The following is a 15,729-nucleotide window of genomic DNA, read 5'->3' on the forward strand; positions in this document are numbered from 1 at the left end:
TTGCGGGTGGCTCGCATCGCCACGGGTGATTGAAATGACCATATCTTTGAATCTTCTTGAAGGGCGCCATGCCCTGGTGACGGGCGGGGCGCGCGGCATAGGCCTGGCCTGCGCGCGGGCGCTGCTGGCGCGCGGCGCGCGGGTCACGCTGTTGGGACGCGATGGTGCGGCGCTGGAGGCTGCCGTGCGCGAGCTGGGCGGCACGGCACCGGCAGCACAGATGGTGCAGTCCGTGCAGGCGGATATTGCCGACGAGGCCTCGGTGCGCCAGGCCTTCGCGCAGGCCGAGGCGGCCTTCGGCCCCGTGCAGGTGCTGGTCAACAACGCGGGCCAGGCCAGCAGCCAGAAGTTCGAGCGCACCGATGCCGCACTGTGGCAGGCGATGCTGGCCGTCAACCTCACAGGCACCTTCCACTGCATGCAGGCCGCGCTGCCGGGCATGCTGGCTGCGCGCTGGGGCCGCATCATCAATGTGGCCAGCACGGCAGGGCTGATCGGCTATGCCTATGTCAGCGCCTATTGCGCGGCCAAGCATGGCGTGATCGGCCTCACGCGCTCGCTGGCGCTGGAGACGGCGGGCAAGGGCGTGACGGTGAACGCCGTCTGCCCCGGCTACACCGAGACCGACATCGTGCGCGGCGCCGTGGCCAACATCGTGGACAAGACCGGCATGACGGCGGATGAGGCCCGTGCCAGGCTGGCCGAACGCAACCCGCAGGGCCGCCTGGTCCAGCCCGAGGAAGTGGCCGAGACCGTGGCCTGGCTGGCCCTGCCGGCGTCCGCCTCGGTCAACGGCCAGTCCATTGCCGTCGATGGCGGCGAGGTGATGACCGGCTGAACCCGGTCCACCCCCGTTTTCTGAATTCTTGATGGAGACACCATGAGCACCCAGCCCGAAGAACACAGCATGAAGCACCACAAGCGCCCCCTGGCCGGCTACGAGGCCAGGACCTTTGTGTGGCAGGTATCGGCCGACGGCAAGATCGGCACCATCACCCTGAACCGGCCCGAGCGCAAGAACCCGCTGACCTTCGGCTCCTATGCCGAGCTGCGCGACCTGTTCCGCGCCCTGGTCTATGCCACCGACATCAAGGCCGTGGTGGTCACGGGCGCGGGCGGCAATTTCTGCTCGGGCGGCGATGTGCACGAGATCATCGGCCCGCTCACCAAGATGAGCATGCCCGAGCTGCTGGACTTCACGCGCATGACGGGCGACCTGATCAAGGCCATGCGCGCCTGCCCGCAGCCCATCGTGGCGGCCGTGGACGGCATCTGCGCGGGCGCGGGCGCCATGGTCGCGCTGGCGGCCGACATGCGCCTGGGCACGCCAGCCGCGCGCACGGCGTTTCTCTTCACCCGCGTAGGCCTGGCCGGTGCCGACATGGGCGCCTGCACGCTGCTGCCGCGCATGATCGGCCAGGGCCGCGCCTCCGAGCTGCTGTACACGGGCCGCGCCATGACGGCCGAGGAGGGCGCTGCCTGGGGCTTCTTCAATGCATTGCACAGCCCCGAGCAGATCGGCGAAGCCGCCCATGCGCTGGCCGCCCAGCTTGCCGCCGGCCCCACCTTTGCCCATGGCGTGACCAAGAAGCTGCTGCACCAGGAATGGAACATGGGCGTGGACGAGGCCATCGAGGCCGAAGCCGAGGCCCAGGCCATCTGCATGCAGACGCGCGATTTCCACCGCGCCTACGAGGCCTTCGTGGCCAAGCAAAAGCCCGTCTTCGAAGGAAACTGAAAATGCGTGATTCCTCCTGGCTGGACTGGCCTTTCTTCGACGACGCCCACCGCACGCTGGCGCATGAGGCCGACGCCTGGTGCGCCCAATCCCTGGGCGATGTGGACCACCACGATGCCGATGCGGCCTGCCGCCAACTGGTGAAGGCCCTGGGCCAGGCCGGATGGCTGCGCTATGCCGTGCCGTCCGGCCCCGGCGGCGCCTGGGGCGGGGCCTTGCCCGAGGTGGACTCGCGTGCGGTCTGCATCCTGCGCGAGACCCTGGCCCGCCATGAAGGCCTGGCCGACTTCGCCTTTGCCATGCAGGGCCTGGGCAGCGGTGCGATATCGCTCATGGGGTCGGAAGCGCTGCGCCAGCGCTACCTGCCGCGCGTGGCGCGTGGCGAGGCCATTGCGGCCTTTGCGCTGTCCGAGCCCGATGCGGGCTCCGACGTGGCCGCCATGGCCTGCGAGGCGCGGCTCGAAGGCGACCACTATGTGCTCAATGGCGCCAAGACCTGGATCTCCAACGGCGGCATCGCCGACTTCTACTGCGTGTTCGCCCGCACGGGCGAGGCGCCGGGGGCGCGCGGCATCAGCGCCTTCGTGGTCGATGCGGACACGCCGGGTTTCTCCATTGGCGAGCGCATCGAACTGATCGCGCCGCACCCGCTGGCCACCATCCGTTTCGACAACTGCCGCATACCCGCGTCGCAGCGCCTGGGCGAGCCGGGGCAGGGCTTCAAGCTGGCCATGATGACGCTGGACATCTTCCGCGCCTCGGTGGCCGCCGCCGCACTGGGCTTTGCGCGCCGCGCGCTGGACGAAGGCCTGGCACGCGCCAAGTCGCGCCGCATGTTCGGCCAGACCCTGGGCGACCTGCAACTGACCCAGGCCGCGCTGGGCGACATGGACACGGCCATCGACGCATCGGCCCTGCTGACCTACCGCGCCGCCTGGATGCGCGATGTGAAGAAGACGCGCACCACGCGCGAGGCGGCCATGGCCAAGATGACGGCCACTGAATCGGCCCAGGCCGTGATCGACCGCGCGCTGCAGATGTTCGGCGGGGCGGGCGTGGTCTCGGGCATGCCGGTGGAGACGCTGTACCGCGAGATCCGCGCGCTGCGCATCTACGAGGGCGCGACCGAGGTGCAGAAACTCATCATCGCGCGCGAGCTGCTCAAGGCCTGAGCGGCAGGCTGCCCATTCAACGCAAAGCCAGGGAACATCGCATGCAAGCCTCCGCCCACATCGATACTTTCGCCCGGGACAACCTGCCGCCGCCCGACCAATGGCCCGAGTTCCTGCTCGACGGGCCGGACGTGGCCTATCCCGAACGCCTGAACTGCGCGGCCGAACTGGTCGATGCCATGGTGGCGCGCGGCCATGGCCACCGCGTGGCCCTGCGCTGGAGGCAGGGCGCGGACCAGGCCGCCATGACCTATGCCGAACTGCAGGCGCTGACCAACCGCATCGCCCATGTGCTGGTGGAAGACCTGCAGCTGGTGCCCGGCAACCGGCTGCTGCTGCGCGGCCCCAACAACGCCATGATGGCCGCTTCCTGGCTGGCCGCCATCAAGGCCGGGCTGGTGACGGTGCCCACCATGCCGCTGCTGCGTGCCAAGGAGCTGCAGCAGATCATCGCCAAGGCCCGGGTGCAGGCCGTGCTGTGCGATGTGCGCCTCAAGGACGAGGTGCAGCTGTGCCTGCAGCCCGGCCATGAACACCATTGCCCGGACCTCTCGCGCGTGCTGTATTTCAACGATGGCGCAGCCGACGCGCTGGACGCCCTGGCCGCAGCCAAGCCCGACACCTTTGCCTGCTGCGACACGGCGGCCGACGATGTCTGCCTGATCGCCTTCACCAGCGGCACCACGGGCGCGCCCAAGGGCTGCATGCATTTCCACCGCGACGTGCTGGCCATGTGCGACCTGTTCCCGCGCCATGTGATACGGCCCGGCCCGGACGACATCTTCTGCGGCACGCCGCCGCTGGCCTTCACCTTTGGCCTGGGCGGGCTGCTGTGCTTTCCGCTGCGCGTGGGCGCCAGCACCGTGCTGGCCGAAAAGCTCACGCCCGAAGGGCTGCTGCAGCTGGTGCAGGATTTCCGCGCCACCATCGTCTTCACCGCACCCACCTTCTACCGGCAGATGGCGGCGCAGGCAGCGCGCTTCGACCTGTCGTCACTCAGGAAAAGCGTCTCGGCCGGCGAGGCCCTGCCGGACGCCACGCGCCAGCTGTGGAAGCAGGCCACGGGCATCGAGATGATCGACGGCATCGGCGGCACCGAGCTGATCCACGTCTTTGTCTCCAGCCCGCCCGAGGAGGTGCGCGCGGGCGCCATCGGCAAGGTCGTGCCCGGCTATGTGGCCCAGGTGGTGGATGACGACATGCAGCCCGTGCCCGACGGCACGCCCGGCCGCCTGGCCATCAAGGGGCCGACCGGCTGCCGGTATCTTGCCGACGAGCGCCAGAAGCGCTTTGTGCAAAACGGCTGGAACCTGCCCGGCGACACCTTTGTGCGCGACGCCGACGGCTATCTGTTCTACCAGGCGCGCAATGACGACATGATCATCTCGGCTGGCTACAACATCGCCGGCCCCGAGGTGGAGGATGCGCTGCTGCGCCACGAGGCCGTGGCCGAATGCGGCGTGATCGGCGCGGCAGACGACGAGCGCGGCCAGGTGGTCAAGGCCTTTGTGGTGCTCAAGCCCGGCTTTGCGGCCGGCGACGACATGGCCGCCACGCTGCAGGCCTTCGTCAAGGCCAGCATTGCGCCCTACAAGTACCCGCGCGCCATTGTCTTCGTGCCGGCCCTGCCGCGCACCGAGACCGGCAAGCTGCAGCGATTCGTGCTGCGCAAGATGCCGTGAGCGCGCGCCATGGCCTCCGCCTTCTTCAGCCAGGTGCAGGTGCTGTTTCGCCATTGCGATCCGGCCGGCATCGTCTTTTACCCGCGCTATTTCGAGATGGTCAACGACCTGGTCGAGGAATGGTTCGACAGGGGAATGGGCCTGCCATTCCACACCCTGCATGTACAGCGCCAGGTGGGCACGCCCACGGTGTCGGTGCAATGCGATTTCACGGCGCCCAGCCGCTGGCACGACACGCTGCGCCAGGTATTGGAGGTGCGCCGCATCGGCGGGGCATCGTTCCAGTTCGATGTGCGTTTCGAGGGGCCGGACGGCCAGCGACGGCTGTCTGCGCGCATGACCATCGTCACCATGGATTTGCGCAGCATGAAGGCCACGCCACTGCCGGCCGATCTGCGCGAGCGCCTGCAGGCCTATCTGGTGCCGCAGGACGGTTTTACGGATTCAACGAGAACAGGATGAAGCAATGAAGACTCTGCAACCCCCGGACTGGCTGGCGCCCCGAGGCTATGCCAATGGCATCCTGACCGAAATGACGGTCGGCTCCCGGCTGGTGTTCGTCGGCGGGCAGATTGGCTGGAACGGCCAGCAGCAATTCGAGACGGACGACTTTGCCGGACAGGTGCGGCAGGCGCTGGCCAATATCGTCGCCATCCTCGCCGAAGGCGGCGCCAGGCCCGAGCACATCGTGCGCATGACCTGGTATGTGACCGACAAGCAGGAATACGTGGCGGCCTATCCGGCCATTGGAAAGCACTACCGCGAACTGATCGGGCGGCATTTCCCCGCCATGACGGCGGTGGAGGTGGCGGATCTGGTGGAAGACCGGGCCAAGGTGGAGATCGAGGTCACGGCGGTGGTGCCTGCATGACGCACCTCTGAGCATGTGCCCGCGCATGTGCGCCGCCGTGCGGGCGGGCCCACGCGCGGCAGGGACTCACTTGATTTCGAACAGGGTGCGGTCCTTGCCCAGGATCCAGTTCGGCGGCTTGCCGCGGCCGGTCCAGGTCTTGCCGGACTCGGGGTCCTGGTACTTGGCGGGGGCGCTCTTCTTGCCATCGGGCTTCCAGGGGAAGACCTGCTGTGCCGTGAAGCCAAACTCCCGGACCAGTTCCTGCACCGATGCCAGAGCCGCTTTGGACTCCAGCTTGCGGGCCTCGTCGATTTGCTGGTCGAGCAGTTTTTTCTGGGCAATCAGCTCTTGGTATGTAGTCATCTTGATAGAAGAATTTCTAAGTGCGGCTATTTGTCGAAAACTGCGCAGCAAGAACAACGACCCGGAACTCTTTACGCAATGGTCAAGGTTGGTGCATGTGCAGTGGGGGATGAAGATATCACCGTAAGTATAAATACTGATGATGTGAGCGTTCTATGGGGTGTAGACAGCTTCTTCTCATGCCTGGGCATATTCCGAGGCGATCCGCATTATATCCAGCAGCATCTTGATAACCGCCACTTTACAAAAGCTGTTGCGTCTTTGTTACATTTGCAGAGCATTGTGGTTGGCGCTTCCTCCTCTGGAGAGGGCGTGCTGGCATGCTTTTGCAGGGCAGCCGCGACGAGGTGATCGTACAAGTTCCCATTTCAGAACCGGTTGCGGGTGTTGATTTTGTTTCATCAATCGATTTTATTTATCGATTTATAAAATAAATTACATGTGATTCGATTCTGCTATTTAATCTTGCGATTAACACGCGTTGTTTCATTTGTCTTGTCGATTGGCTGGATAGATTTTTTGTATTGCGAGGATTGAATTCCTGGCCGTGGTTTGAAATATCTTCCGCCGATATCGCGTAAATTCATGAGCCGTTGATTGCCAGGCCATTGCAGTCCCGGGAATGCCTTTGGGGCTGATTCTTCAGGCGCAGTTTCGCGGCCCGGCCATGCCCGCCAGGCAGCGGGCGCGTACCGAACGCTTGATTGGCGTGCCACCAACAGCCTGTTAGCATCGCCGCACTACAACGATCCACACCCTGGCAGACATGGCAAGAAGGCAGACCAGCGCCCACGACGGCAACGAGACCCGCGAGACCCTTCTCAAGCTGGCCGCCCGCACCTTCGGTGAGCAGGGCTACTCTGCCACCACCATGCGCAACATTGCCGAGCAGTCCGGGATCGAGGCCGCCAGCATCTACTACCACTTCGCCTCCAAGGAGGAGCTGGTGGACGAGGTCATGGAGCAGGGCGGCAACCGCATCATCAGCCAGCAGCAGGAGCGCCTTGCCGCGCTGGGCGCCGACGCCACGGCCGAGCAGCGTTTCCGCGCAGCCGTGCTGGGCCAGATGGCGGGCCTGATCAAGCATGGGGACTTCGCCCTGGCCCACGGCCGCCTGCTGGGCCAGCTGCCTGACAAGGTGCGCGAACGCCAGATCAAGCGCCGCGAGCGCCACCAGAAATTCTGGAGCGGCCTGCTCGAAGACCTGCGCGCCGAAGGCCGCCTGCGGGCCGATGCCGACATCCACCTGGCGCGCATCATGATCCTGGGCAGCATCAACTCCATACAGTCCTGGTTCAACCCCCGCAAGGGCTCGCTGGAGAAGGTGGCGGACCAGATCTGCGACATGTTCTTCCGGGGCGTGGGGCCCGCAGATCAATAGGCACAATGCGGGAAATCGCCAGTCGGCTGTCACATGCCTGTGCCATATTGCCGCGCTGTCTCCGGGGCCCGTGCTGAAAATGCCGGCGGACAGTTAACGATATTGAATTGTCAATAGTAAGATCGCCGTCTTATGCGTCTGCTTGTTTTGCGCCTGCTATTGCTGGCCGTGTTCTTCAACACGGCCATTGGCATGCCCCTGCACGGCGCAACGCATATCCGGCAGGCGGCGGCAGCGCCCGGCCAGGCGTTTGCCGGCCTGAACGGCTGCGAGGACAAGGCGCCGGCCGGTGAAAAGGCGGAAGCCGCGGAAGCCCTCTGCGTCTGGTGCATGGGCCATGCACCGCATGCGGCGGCCTGGCTGCCGCACTTCGGCCTGCCGCTGGCCGTGGCCGCACCGCCTGAGAGGGTGCCGCCGCGCACCGTGGGCGGCGCCATCCCCTCGCAGAACCGCTGGGCCTTTGCATCGCGCGACCCGCCGCGCTGAATCCGCAAGCACTTTTCTCCTTCTCTGCCGCCGGCACCCGTTGGTGCTGGCGGCAAGTCCGTGTTTGCGCGCGCCGGCTTCTGATGCCGGCGGCATGCGCCCGTGCCCGTTTTCATCATGACTGCCTTCTCCATCCTCGCGAAGCCGCTCCCCGGCCTTCGCCCGCTGCCGCTTGCCCTGAGCGCTGCCGCTTTCTTCTCCACGCCCGTGCTGGCCCAGGGCCAGGAACAAACTGCGGCATCCGTGCCGTCAGCGCCGTCGCCCCAGGAGCAGACCCTGCTGCCTGCCGTGGAAGTCGTGGGCCGCACGGCCTCGGGCGCCTATCACACCGATGAGGCGGCAGGCGCCAAGACCGACCTGCCGCTGCGCGAGCTGCCGCAGTCGGTGCGCGTGATCACGCGCCAGGCCATGGACGACCTGGGAGCCACCAAGCTCGACGATGTGCTGGACTATGTGGGCGGCGTCTCGCGCCAGAACAACTTTGGCGGCCTGTGGGACAACATCGTCATTCGCGGCCTGCCCGGCGATCAGAACGTGGGCATGGCCACCTTGTTCAACGGCTTTTCCTCGGGGCGCGGCTTCAACGCGCCGCGTGATCTGGCTGGCGTGGAGCGCATCGAGTTCCTCAAGGGCACGGCCGCTGCGCTCTACGGCAGCAGCGAGCCGGGCGGCACGCTGAACGTCGTCTCCAAGCGTCCGCTGTGGACGCCTTCGCATTCCGTGGAAGCCTATGCGGGCAGCTACGGGCTGCGGCGCGGCGCGCTCGACAGCACGGGGCCGATTGGCGAGAACTTTGCCTACCGGCTCAACATCGCCGTGGAGGACCGCGACAGCTTCCGCGACTTCGTGGGCGCCAGCCGCCAGGTGATTGCGCCGGCCTTCACCTGGAAGCTGGGGCGCGATACGGTGCTGGAGTACTCGGGCGAGCTGCTGCGCCACAAGACGCCGCTGGACCGTGGCGTGGTGGCCGTGGGTGACCGCCTGGGCGCCATCTCGCGCAGCCGCTTCCTGGGCGACCCGCGCGACGGCGATGTGACGGTGGAAAACCGCACGCACCAGTTCATCCTCTCGCATGAGTGGAGCGCGCAGTGGCGCAGCCGCCTGGGCCTGTCCTACCGCGAGACCTCGATCAACGGCTTTTCCACCGAACCCCATGCGCTGCTGGCCAATGGCGACCTGACGCGCCAGCGGCGTTTCCGCGACTACCAGTCCGACGACATCGCCGTGCAGGCCGAGCTGCAGGGCACGGTGAAAACGGGCACCGTCGAACACGAGCTGCTGCTGGGCCTGGAGAGCTTTCGCTTCGACATGGATACGGTGATGCTGCGCGCCAACCCCACGGCGGCCAATCCCTATGCCATCAATATCTACAACCCCGTCTACGGCGGCACGCAGCCCGTGCCCACGGCCAATACCGATACCTTCGAGCGCCAGCGCAACACGGCCTTCTACCTGCAGGACGCCATCAAGCTCTCTCCCCAGTGGCGCGTGGTGGCCGGCCTGCGCATGGACCGCTATGACCAGTCGCTGCACAACCGCCGCACGGGCGCGACCACGCAGCAGGACCCGACCTCGACCTCTCCGCGCCTGGGCCTGAGCTGGCTGCCGCTGCCGCAATGGACCTTCTATGCCAACGTGGGCCGCTCGTTCCGGCCCAACGTGGGCGTCGATGTGGCCGGCGCGGGCTTCAGTCCCGAATCCGGCCGCTCCATGGAGCTGGGCGCCAAGTGGGAAAGCGCCGACCGGCGCATGGGCGCCACGGCCGCGCTGTTCGACATCCGCAAGCGCAACGTGCTGACGGCCGACCCGGGCAACGCCGGCTACTCGGTCTCGGCCGGCGAGATCCGCAGCCGGGGGCTGGAGTTCGACTTTGCCGGCCAGGTCACGCAGCGTTGGCGCCTGAATGCGAGCCTGGTGCTCAACGACGTGGAGATCTCGCGCGACAACACGCTGGAAGTGGGCGGGCGCCTGCTCAACGTGCCCAAGGTCAACGGCAGCGTGCTGGCGGTCTACGAAAACGCCTTCTCCAACGGCCAGCGCTACGGCATTGGCGGCGGCGTCACCCGCGTGGGCAAGCGCCTGGGCCAGGCCCGCACGCAGGCCGAGGCCGACGCTGGCAAGGCGGCCTTCGATCTGCCCGGCTACACCACCGCCAAGCTGGTGGCCTACTGGCGCATCAGCCCCACGCTGCGCCTGACGCTGGACGTGGACAACCTCTTTGACAAGACCTACTACACCAGCTCGTACAGCCGGCTGTGGGTGACGCCGGGCACCGCCCGCACCGTCACCGTAGGCCTTCAAGCCAAGTTCTGAGCCCCGCCATGCATCCATCCCTTCCTGTTTCTTCCAACCCCACTTCTGCCTCCTCGCCCGTGCTCCAAGCACTGGGCGCCGTGGTGGACTATGGCGAGCGCACCATCCTCCAGGGCCTGGACCTGGCCGTGCATGCCGGCGAGATCTATGCGCTGCTGGGCGCCAACGGCGCGGGCAAGACCACCACGCTGAGCCTGTTCCTGGGCTTTGTGCGGCCGCGCAGCGGCCAGGTGCGCGTGCAGGGCGTGGACCCGGTGACGGCTGCCGCGCAGGCGCGCGGCCTGATCGCCTATATCCCCGAGAACGTGGCGCTGTACGAGCACCTGAGCGCGCGCGAGAACGTGGCCTATCTGCTGGACCTGGCGGGCCAGCCCGCCAGCAGGGATGCCATCGGCCAGGCCTTGTCCGCTGCAGGGCTGGATGCGGCCGCGCATGACCGGCGCGTCTCGGGCTTTTCCAAGGGCATGCGGCAGAAGGTGGCCATTGCGCTGGCGCTGGCACGCAAGGTGCCGGCACTGCTGCTGGACGAACCCACTTCGGGCCTGGACCCGCAGGCCACGGCCGAATTCAGCCGGCTGATCACGCAGCTGCGCGGCCAGGGCGTGGCCATTCTCATGGTCACGCACGACCTGCTGGGGGCTGCCGATGTGGCCGACCGCATGGGCTTCATCGCGGGCGGCAGGCTGGTGGAGGAGGTGGCGGCCCGTGGGGAAGAGCGCTTTGACGTGCGGGCACTGCACCGCCACTACGCGGGTACAGGTACGGGTGCGAGTGCAGACGCAAACGCACACGCACACGCACACGCACACGCAGACGCAGACGCAGGCGCAGGCGCAGGCGCAGGCGCAGGCGTGCAGGGGGCCGCGGCATGAGCACGGCCTGGACCATTGCACGCGAGGAATGGCGCCTGCTGCTGCGCGACCGCGTGGCCGTGCTGGGCATGGTGCTGTGGCTGCTGCTCGGTGCTACTGCCGCCTTCACCGCCTGGGACCAGCGCAGCGCGGCCCAGGCCCAGCGCGAACGCCACCAGTCGCAGGTGGACCACGAGTTCGAGGCCCAGCCCGACCGCCATCCGCACCGCATGGTGCACTACGGCCATTTCGTGTTCCGCCCGCTCAATCCGCTGGCGGCCTTCGATGCGGGCATAGACGCCTACACCGGCCACACGCTGTTTCTCGAAGGCCACCGCCAGAACAGCGCCAACTTCGGCGATGTGCGCCAGTCGTCGCTGCTGCTGCGCTTCGGCCAGCTCACGCCGGCCTTTGTGCTGCAGGTGCTGGCACCGCTGCTGCTGATCTTCGTGGGCCATGCCTGCATCGCGCGAGAGCGCGAGGCCGGCACCTTGCGCGTGCTGCTGGCCCAGGGCGTGGGCATGCGGCAGTTCGTGGCCGGCAAGCTGCTGGCGCTCACGGGCGTGGCGGCCCTGGTGCTGCTGCCCGCCTTGCTGGCCCTGGCCTGGATGGCGGTGGCCACGCCCGTGCCCATCAGCCTGGTGGCCGCGCTGGCGGCTGGCCATGTGCTGTGGCTGCTGCTGTGGGCCGTGGGCATCACCGCGGTCTCGGCCCTCATGCGGCGCGGGCGCGATGCCTTGCTGGCCCTGCTGGCCGCCTGGGCCATTGGCGTGGTGCTGGTGCCCCGGCTGGCGCCGGAGCTGGTGGGCGCGGCCCTGGCATTGCCCACGCGCTTCGAGACCGACATCGCCACGGCGCGCGAGCTGGCGGCGCTGGGCGACAGCCACAATCCCGACGATCCCTACTTCGCCGCCTTTCGCGCCAAAGTGCTTGCACAGTACGGCGTGTCGCGTGTGGAGGATCTGCCCGTCAACTACAAGGGCCTGGTCGGCATGGAGGGCGAGCGGCTGACCAGCGAGCTCTTCAGGCGCCATGCCGAGGCCAGCTTCGATCTGCAGGCCCGGCAACTGCGCAGCGCCGACGGCTTTGCCCTGGTCAGCCCCTTGATTGCGCTGCGCCGCCTGTCCATGGCCGTGGCCGGCACCGACCTGCAAGGCTATCGGCGCTTTCTGGAGCAGGCCGAGCAGCATCGCTACCGCATGGTGCAGGCGCTCAACCAGCTGCAGGTGGACAAGCTCAGCTACGCGGGTGACCGTTCCAGCCGAGACAACCGCATCAGCCACGAGCACTGGCGCGGCGTCTCCGACTTCCATCACGAGCCCGATCCGCCGCTGGCGGCCTTGCGCCGCGCGGCACCCGCAGCCTGCGTGCTGCTGGGATGGCTGGCGGCGCTGGCGGCCGCCTTGCTGGTGGCCACGCAACGTCTGGGGAGGGTGGTGCGATGAGCTGGCTACGACATGAATGGCGTCTTCTGACGCGCTCGCGCCTGGCGCTGTGCGCCCTGGCCCTGCTGCTGTTGCTGTCCACGCTGGCCGTGCTGTCGGGCCTGCGCGAGATCTCGTCGCAGCGCCAGACCCTGGACCGTCTGGCCCAAATGCAGCAGCAGGAAATGGCGGCCCAGGCAGGTCGGCATGCACAGTCCGGCGATGCGGGCTCGGTGGCCTACTACGGCTTTCACAGCACCTGGGATGCACCGTCGTCCACGGCCTTCCTCGCCCTGGGCCTGCGCGATGCCGCGCCCTATGTGCTGCGCGTGCGTGCCCTGGCGCTGCAGGCGCAGCTGCATGAAGGCGAGAGCTTCAACCCCGAACTGGCGCTGGCGGGCCGCTTCGACTTCGCCTTTGTGCTGGTCTACCTGGCGCCGCTGTTCCTGATTGCACTGCTCTACGACCTGGTCTCGGGCGAGCGCGAATCGGGACGCCTGGGCACGCTTCAGGCCATGCCCGGCAGCGGGCGCCGGCTGTGGCTGCGCCGTGCGGGCCTGCGTTCGGTGCTGTTGCTGGCATGCCTGGCGCTGCCGGCCCTGGCAGGGGCATTGGCCAGCGGTGCGCAGGCGGGTGCCATCGCCTCCGTGCTGCTGAGCGCCACGGCCTATGTGGCCTTCTGGAGCGGGCTGTGCCTGGTGGTCGCCACGCTGGGCGGCAGTTCGGTGGCCAACGCCATGGCCCTCATGGGCTGCTGGGCCGTGCTGACCCTGGTGCTGCCCACGCTGGCCAATGCCGCGCTGTCGCGCGCCGTGCCCGTGAGCCAGGGCGTGGAGCTGATGCTGGCCCAGCGCCAGACCGTGCATGGTGCCTGGGACCTGCCGCGCGAGCAGACCATGGAGCGCTTCTTCCGCAACCACCCCGAATGGCGCAACACCGCGCCGCTGCCTGCGGGCTTTCACTGGAAGTGGTACTACGCCTTCCAGCAGCTCGGTGATGAAAGCGTCGCCCCCCAGTTCGCCGCCTATCGGGAAGGCCTGCAGGCGCGCCAGGCCTGGACCGGGCGCCTGGGCTGGCTGCTGCCCGGCGTGGGCGTGCAGGCCGCATTGCACCGCCAGGCCGGCACCGACCTGCTGGCGCAGCTGGCTTACCAGGACGACATTGCCGCCTTCCATGCGCGGCTGCGGACTTTCTTCTATCCCTATCTGTTCGAGGACCGTCCATTCGGCGCGAAGGACTTTGCAGCGCAGCCGGTCTTCACGGCCAGTCCGCGCCATGCGCCGCAGACCTGGGGTCAGGTGGCGATGCTCTGGGCGGTGGCTGCGCTGGCCTTGCTGGCCGGGGGCGTTGCCGCAGGCCGCGTGCGGCCGGGCAGGCGCTGAGGCAGCGGACCGGGGAAAAAGAAACAGCCATGGCGCAGGGAAGGCCTGCGCCATGGCTGTCGGCTTGCCGATGCCTGGGCCTGAGGCCCGGGGCCCGCCGCTACTGCACGTTCTGGTGGCAGTCGCTGCAGATGCCGTACATCGTCATCTCATGGCGCTCCACCACAAAGCCTTCGGGCACGATGCGCTGCATGTCGCCAAGGCAACCGGGCACGTTGAACACGCGGTTGCAGCTCATGCAGCGGAAATGGTGGTGATGGGCGCGGCCGCTGAGTTCGTAGCGCGTGGCCTCGCCGGGCAGGTCCACGGCCTGCACCTCACCGGCTTCCATCAATTGCTTGATGTTGCGGTACACCGTGGCCAGACCGATGGCCGGCACCTCGCGCTGCGCTGCGCCCAGGATTTCAGCGGGGAGCAGGGGGCGCCCAGCCTCTTCCATGACCGTGCGTATCGAACTGCGCTGGCGGGTCGAGCGTTCCATTGGCCTGAACAAGCGCTCCACGATGGGCTGAGTGTGTCTAGTCATGGTAGTTCCGTTATTTACTATAACAATCTCGACGCGATTAATCAGTGTTCACGAACGCTCACAGCCGAAATGGAACTGTGCCTGCCTGTAGCTCCTGCAAGCATGGGGATGCAATCCCTGCAACGATTCTTTTCTTCAAAGAGAAAAAATCACATCGGACGGACAACAGGTATTCCATTCTTGCGGTTTTGCGCGAGTATATGTCGTGAGCATTCGATGGACCTTGTGCAAAGGTTAAATACCATAGCCGTCCACAATGCTGTAATGGGATGTAATTGATCTATTGTCTGAAGAATGCTTGAAACAAGGGTTGTGCGGGACTTCGCGCAGGTCCTGAATCCGACGGTAATTGCTGGAGACGCGATGCAATGGATTGCATGGGCAGTGTATTACCGATTCAAGCAGATTGCCTCAATGCACCTCGTTTGTCCATCATCCATTCCCTGGAAGAAAGGTGCGGCCATCCCGTAATGGTTCATGTCACCCCATGTCGATTCAGCATCCGGGCACCATTTGCCGAGCAGTTGCTTCGTCGTGAATTGCGTGGTCAGAAAACATCAGCCAGCTCCTTGGCCACGATGCGGGAATGAACAGCGAAAGCACAAGCATCGTTTCCAGGGGAATTACTGGGGCAGGAATGCCACTTTCAAAACTCCCCTGATAACGCCGCCGCAGGCGACCGGAAGATCCGAGCGGGCCGCCATTGCCGCGACGGCTTTGGCGGGGCTCTGCTTCAAGTCCGTTGGATGGACACACCGCCATCGACCACCATGGCCGTTCCCGTGACGAAGCTGGATGCATCCGACGCCAGGAACAGCGCTGCCGCTGCAATCTCCGCCGGTGTGGCCAGGCGCTTGAGGGCGTGCAGGTTTTCGACAAAGGCGCGTGCCTCGGGCGTGGGGGTGCTGGCGCGGCCCATGGGCGTGTCGGTGCCGCCGGGCAGCAGGGCGTTGGCCCGCAGGCCGCGGGGGCCGTATTCAGCCGCGATGACCTGGGTGAGGCCGACGAGGCCGGCCTTGCTGGCGGCATAGGCACCCATGCCGGGCAGGCCCGCCGTGTAGCCCACGAAGGTGGAGGTGAAGATCAGCGAGCCGCCGCCGCGTGCCAGCAGGGCTGGTATCTGGTGCTTGGCGCCCAGAAAGGCGCTGGTGAGATTGGTGGCGATGGCCTCCTGCCAGGCCTGCAGCGACAGGTCGGGCAGGGCGCAGGGATCGCCCGTCATGCCGGCATTGTTGAAGGCGATGTCCAGGCCGCCAAAGCGCGCCGTGGCGGTTTCGACCAGGGCCCGGGCCAGCGGCTCGTCCCGCACGTCGCCGGCCAGCGCGATGGCCTGGCCGCCGTCCTGCTCTATCTCCGCCACCAGGGCCTGCAGTTCCGGCTGGCGGCGGGCCGTGAGCACCAGCCTGGCGCCGTGGCGTGCGAACAGCCTGGCGGCTTCGCGGCCTATGCCTGAGCTGGCGCCCGTGATGAGGGCGACTTTTCCGTGGAGTTGCTGTGACGATGGCTGCATCTGGCACCTTTTCTTTCCGTGAATGAGGGAAAGCGGTTTGTAGTGCGG

15 protein-coding genes are annotated in these 15,729 nt (G+C 66.8%); 12 read left to right on the top strand and 3 right to left on the bottom strand.

Features of this window, described 5'->3' with window-relative positions; all coding sequences use genetic code 11:
- Nucleotides 1-34 precede the first annotated feature (34 nt).
- The 6 genes from HFGMBDPB_RS09025 to HFGMBDPB_RS09050 are packed head-to-tail and all read left to right on the top strand — an operon-like array spanning nt 35 to nt 5,463.
- On the top strand, nt 35-838 hold the full coding sequence (locus HFGMBDPB_RS09025) for an SDR family NAD(P)-dependent oxidoreductase (protein WP_046240937.1): 804 nt from the start codon (nt 35-37) through the stop codon (nt 836-838).
- A 42-nt stretch (nt 839-880) separates the two neighbouring features.
- Nucleotides 881-1,738: an enoyl-CoA hydratase family protein gene (locus HFGMBDPB_RS09030; RefSeq protein WP_016450632.1), complete on the top strand. Its 858-nt coding sequence runs from the start codon at nt 881-883 to the stop codon at nt 1,736-1,738.
- Between the two features lie 2 nt (nt 1,739-1,740).
- Nucleotides 1,741-2,910 carry an acyl-CoA dehydrogenase family protein gene (locus tag HFGMBDPB_RS09035; RefSeq protein ID WP_212645271.1) on the top strand — a complete coding sequence of 390 codons (1,170 nt, stop codon included), beginning with the start codon at nt 1,741-1,743 and terminating at the stop codon, nt 2,908-2,910.
- Between the two features lie 41 nt (nt 2,911-2,951).
- Nucleotides 2,952-4,592, top strand: coding sequence for an AMP-binding protein (locus HFGMBDPB_RS09040; RefSeq protein ID WP_212645272.1), 1,641 nt, complete (start codon nt 2,952-2,954; stop codon nt 4,590-4,592).
- Nucleotides 4,593-4,601: 9 nt separating this feature from the next.
- On the top strand, nt 4,602-5,054 hold the full coding sequence (locus HFGMBDPB_RS09045) for an acyl-CoA thioesterase (protein ID WP_133073900.1): 453 nt from the start codon (nt 4,602-4,604) through the stop codon (nt 5,052-5,054).
- Between the two features lie 4 nt (nt 5,055-5,058).
- A complete protein-coding gene (locus HFGMBDPB_RS09050) occupies nt 5,059-5,463 on the top strand; it encodes a RidA family protein (protein WP_016450636.1) in 405 nt (134 codons plus the stop codon).
- 66 nt (nt 5,464-5,529) lie between these two features.
- On the opposite strand, the gene HFGMBDPB_RS09055 is transcribed toward HFGMBDPB_RS09050, so the two are convergent.
- Entirely contained in the window at nt 5,530-5,808 is a 279-nt protein-coding gene (locus HFGMBDPB_RS09055; RefSeq protein ID WP_016450637.1) for an H-NS histone family protein, read from the bottom strand.
- Between the two features lie 766 nt (nt 5,809-6,574).
- Between HFGMBDPB_RS09055 and HFGMBDPB_RS09060 the strand changes: the two genes are divergently transcribed.
- From HFGMBDPB_RS09060 to HFGMBDPB_RS09085, 6 genes are all read left to right on the top strand, one after another.
- Nucleotides 6,575-7,189 carry a TetR/AcrR family transcriptional regulator gene (locus HFGMBDPB_RS09060; RefSeq protein ID WP_016450638.1) on the top strand — a complete coding sequence of 205 codons (615 nt, stop codon included), beginning with the start codon at nt 6,575-6,577 and terminating at the stop codon, nt 7,187-7,189.
- Nucleotides 7,190-7,321: 132 nt separating this feature from the next.
- A complete protein-coding gene (locus HFGMBDPB_RS09065; RefSeq protein WP_016454673.1) occupies nt 7,322-7,675 on the top strand; it encodes a hypothetical protein in 354 nt (117 codons plus the stop codon).
- Between the two features lie 117 nt (nt 7,676-7,792).
- Complete coding sequence (locus HFGMBDPB_RS09070; RefSeq protein ID WP_043792450.1) at nt 7,793-9,988, top strand: TonB-dependent siderophore receptor; 2,196 nt, start codon at nt 7,793-7,795, stop codon at nt 9,986-9,988.
- 8 nt (nt 9,989-9,996) lie between these two features.
- Complete coding sequence (locus tag HFGMBDPB_RS09075; protein WP_212645273.1) at nt 9,997-10,860, top strand: ABC transporter ATP-binding protein; 864 nt, start codon at nt 9,997-9,999, stop codon at nt 10,858-10,860.
- Nucleotides 10,857-12,284 carry an ABC transporter permease gene (locus tag HFGMBDPB_RS09080; RefSeq protein WP_016454676.1) on the top strand — a complete coding sequence of 476 codons (1,428 nt, stop codon included), beginning with the start codon at nt 10,857-10,859 and terminating at the stop codon, nt 12,282-12,284. The genes HFGMBDPB_RS09075 and HFGMBDPB_RS09080 overlap by 4 nt, the downstream gene beginning before the upstream one ends.
- On the top strand, nt 12,281-13,645 hold the full coding sequence (locus HFGMBDPB_RS09085) for a DUF3526 domain-containing protein (protein ID WP_016450442.1): 1,365 nt from the start codon (nt 12,281-12,283) through the stop codon (nt 13,643-13,645). Before HFGMBDPB_RS09080 ends, HFGMBDPB_RS09085 begins: the two co-directional genes overlap by 4 nt.
- Before the next feature lie 100 nt (nt 13,646-13,745).
- On the opposite strand, the gene HFGMBDPB_RS09090 is transcribed toward HFGMBDPB_RS09085, so the two are convergent.
- Nucleotides 13,746-14,171 (bottom strand): Fur family transcriptional regulator, encoded by a 426-nt coding sequence (locus tag HFGMBDPB_RS09090; protein WP_016450441.1) that lies wholly within the window; start codon nt 14,169-14,171, stop codon nt 13,746-13,748.
- A gap of 733 nt (nt 14,172-14,904) precedes the next feature.
- On the bottom strand, nt 14,905-15,681 hold the full coding sequence (locus HFGMBDPB_RS09095; RefSeq protein WP_016454678.1) for an SDR family oxidoreductase: 777 nt from the start codon (nt 15,679-15,681) through the stop codon (nt 14,905-14,907).
- Between the last annotated feature and the right edge of the window lie 48 nt (nt 15,682-15,729).

Source organism: Delftia sp. PE138, from assembly GCF_018320755.1.
GTDB classification, from domain to species: domain Bacteria; phylum Pseudomonadota; class Gammaproteobacteria; order Burkholderiales; family Burkholderiaceae_C; genus Comamonas; species Comamonas tsuruhatensis.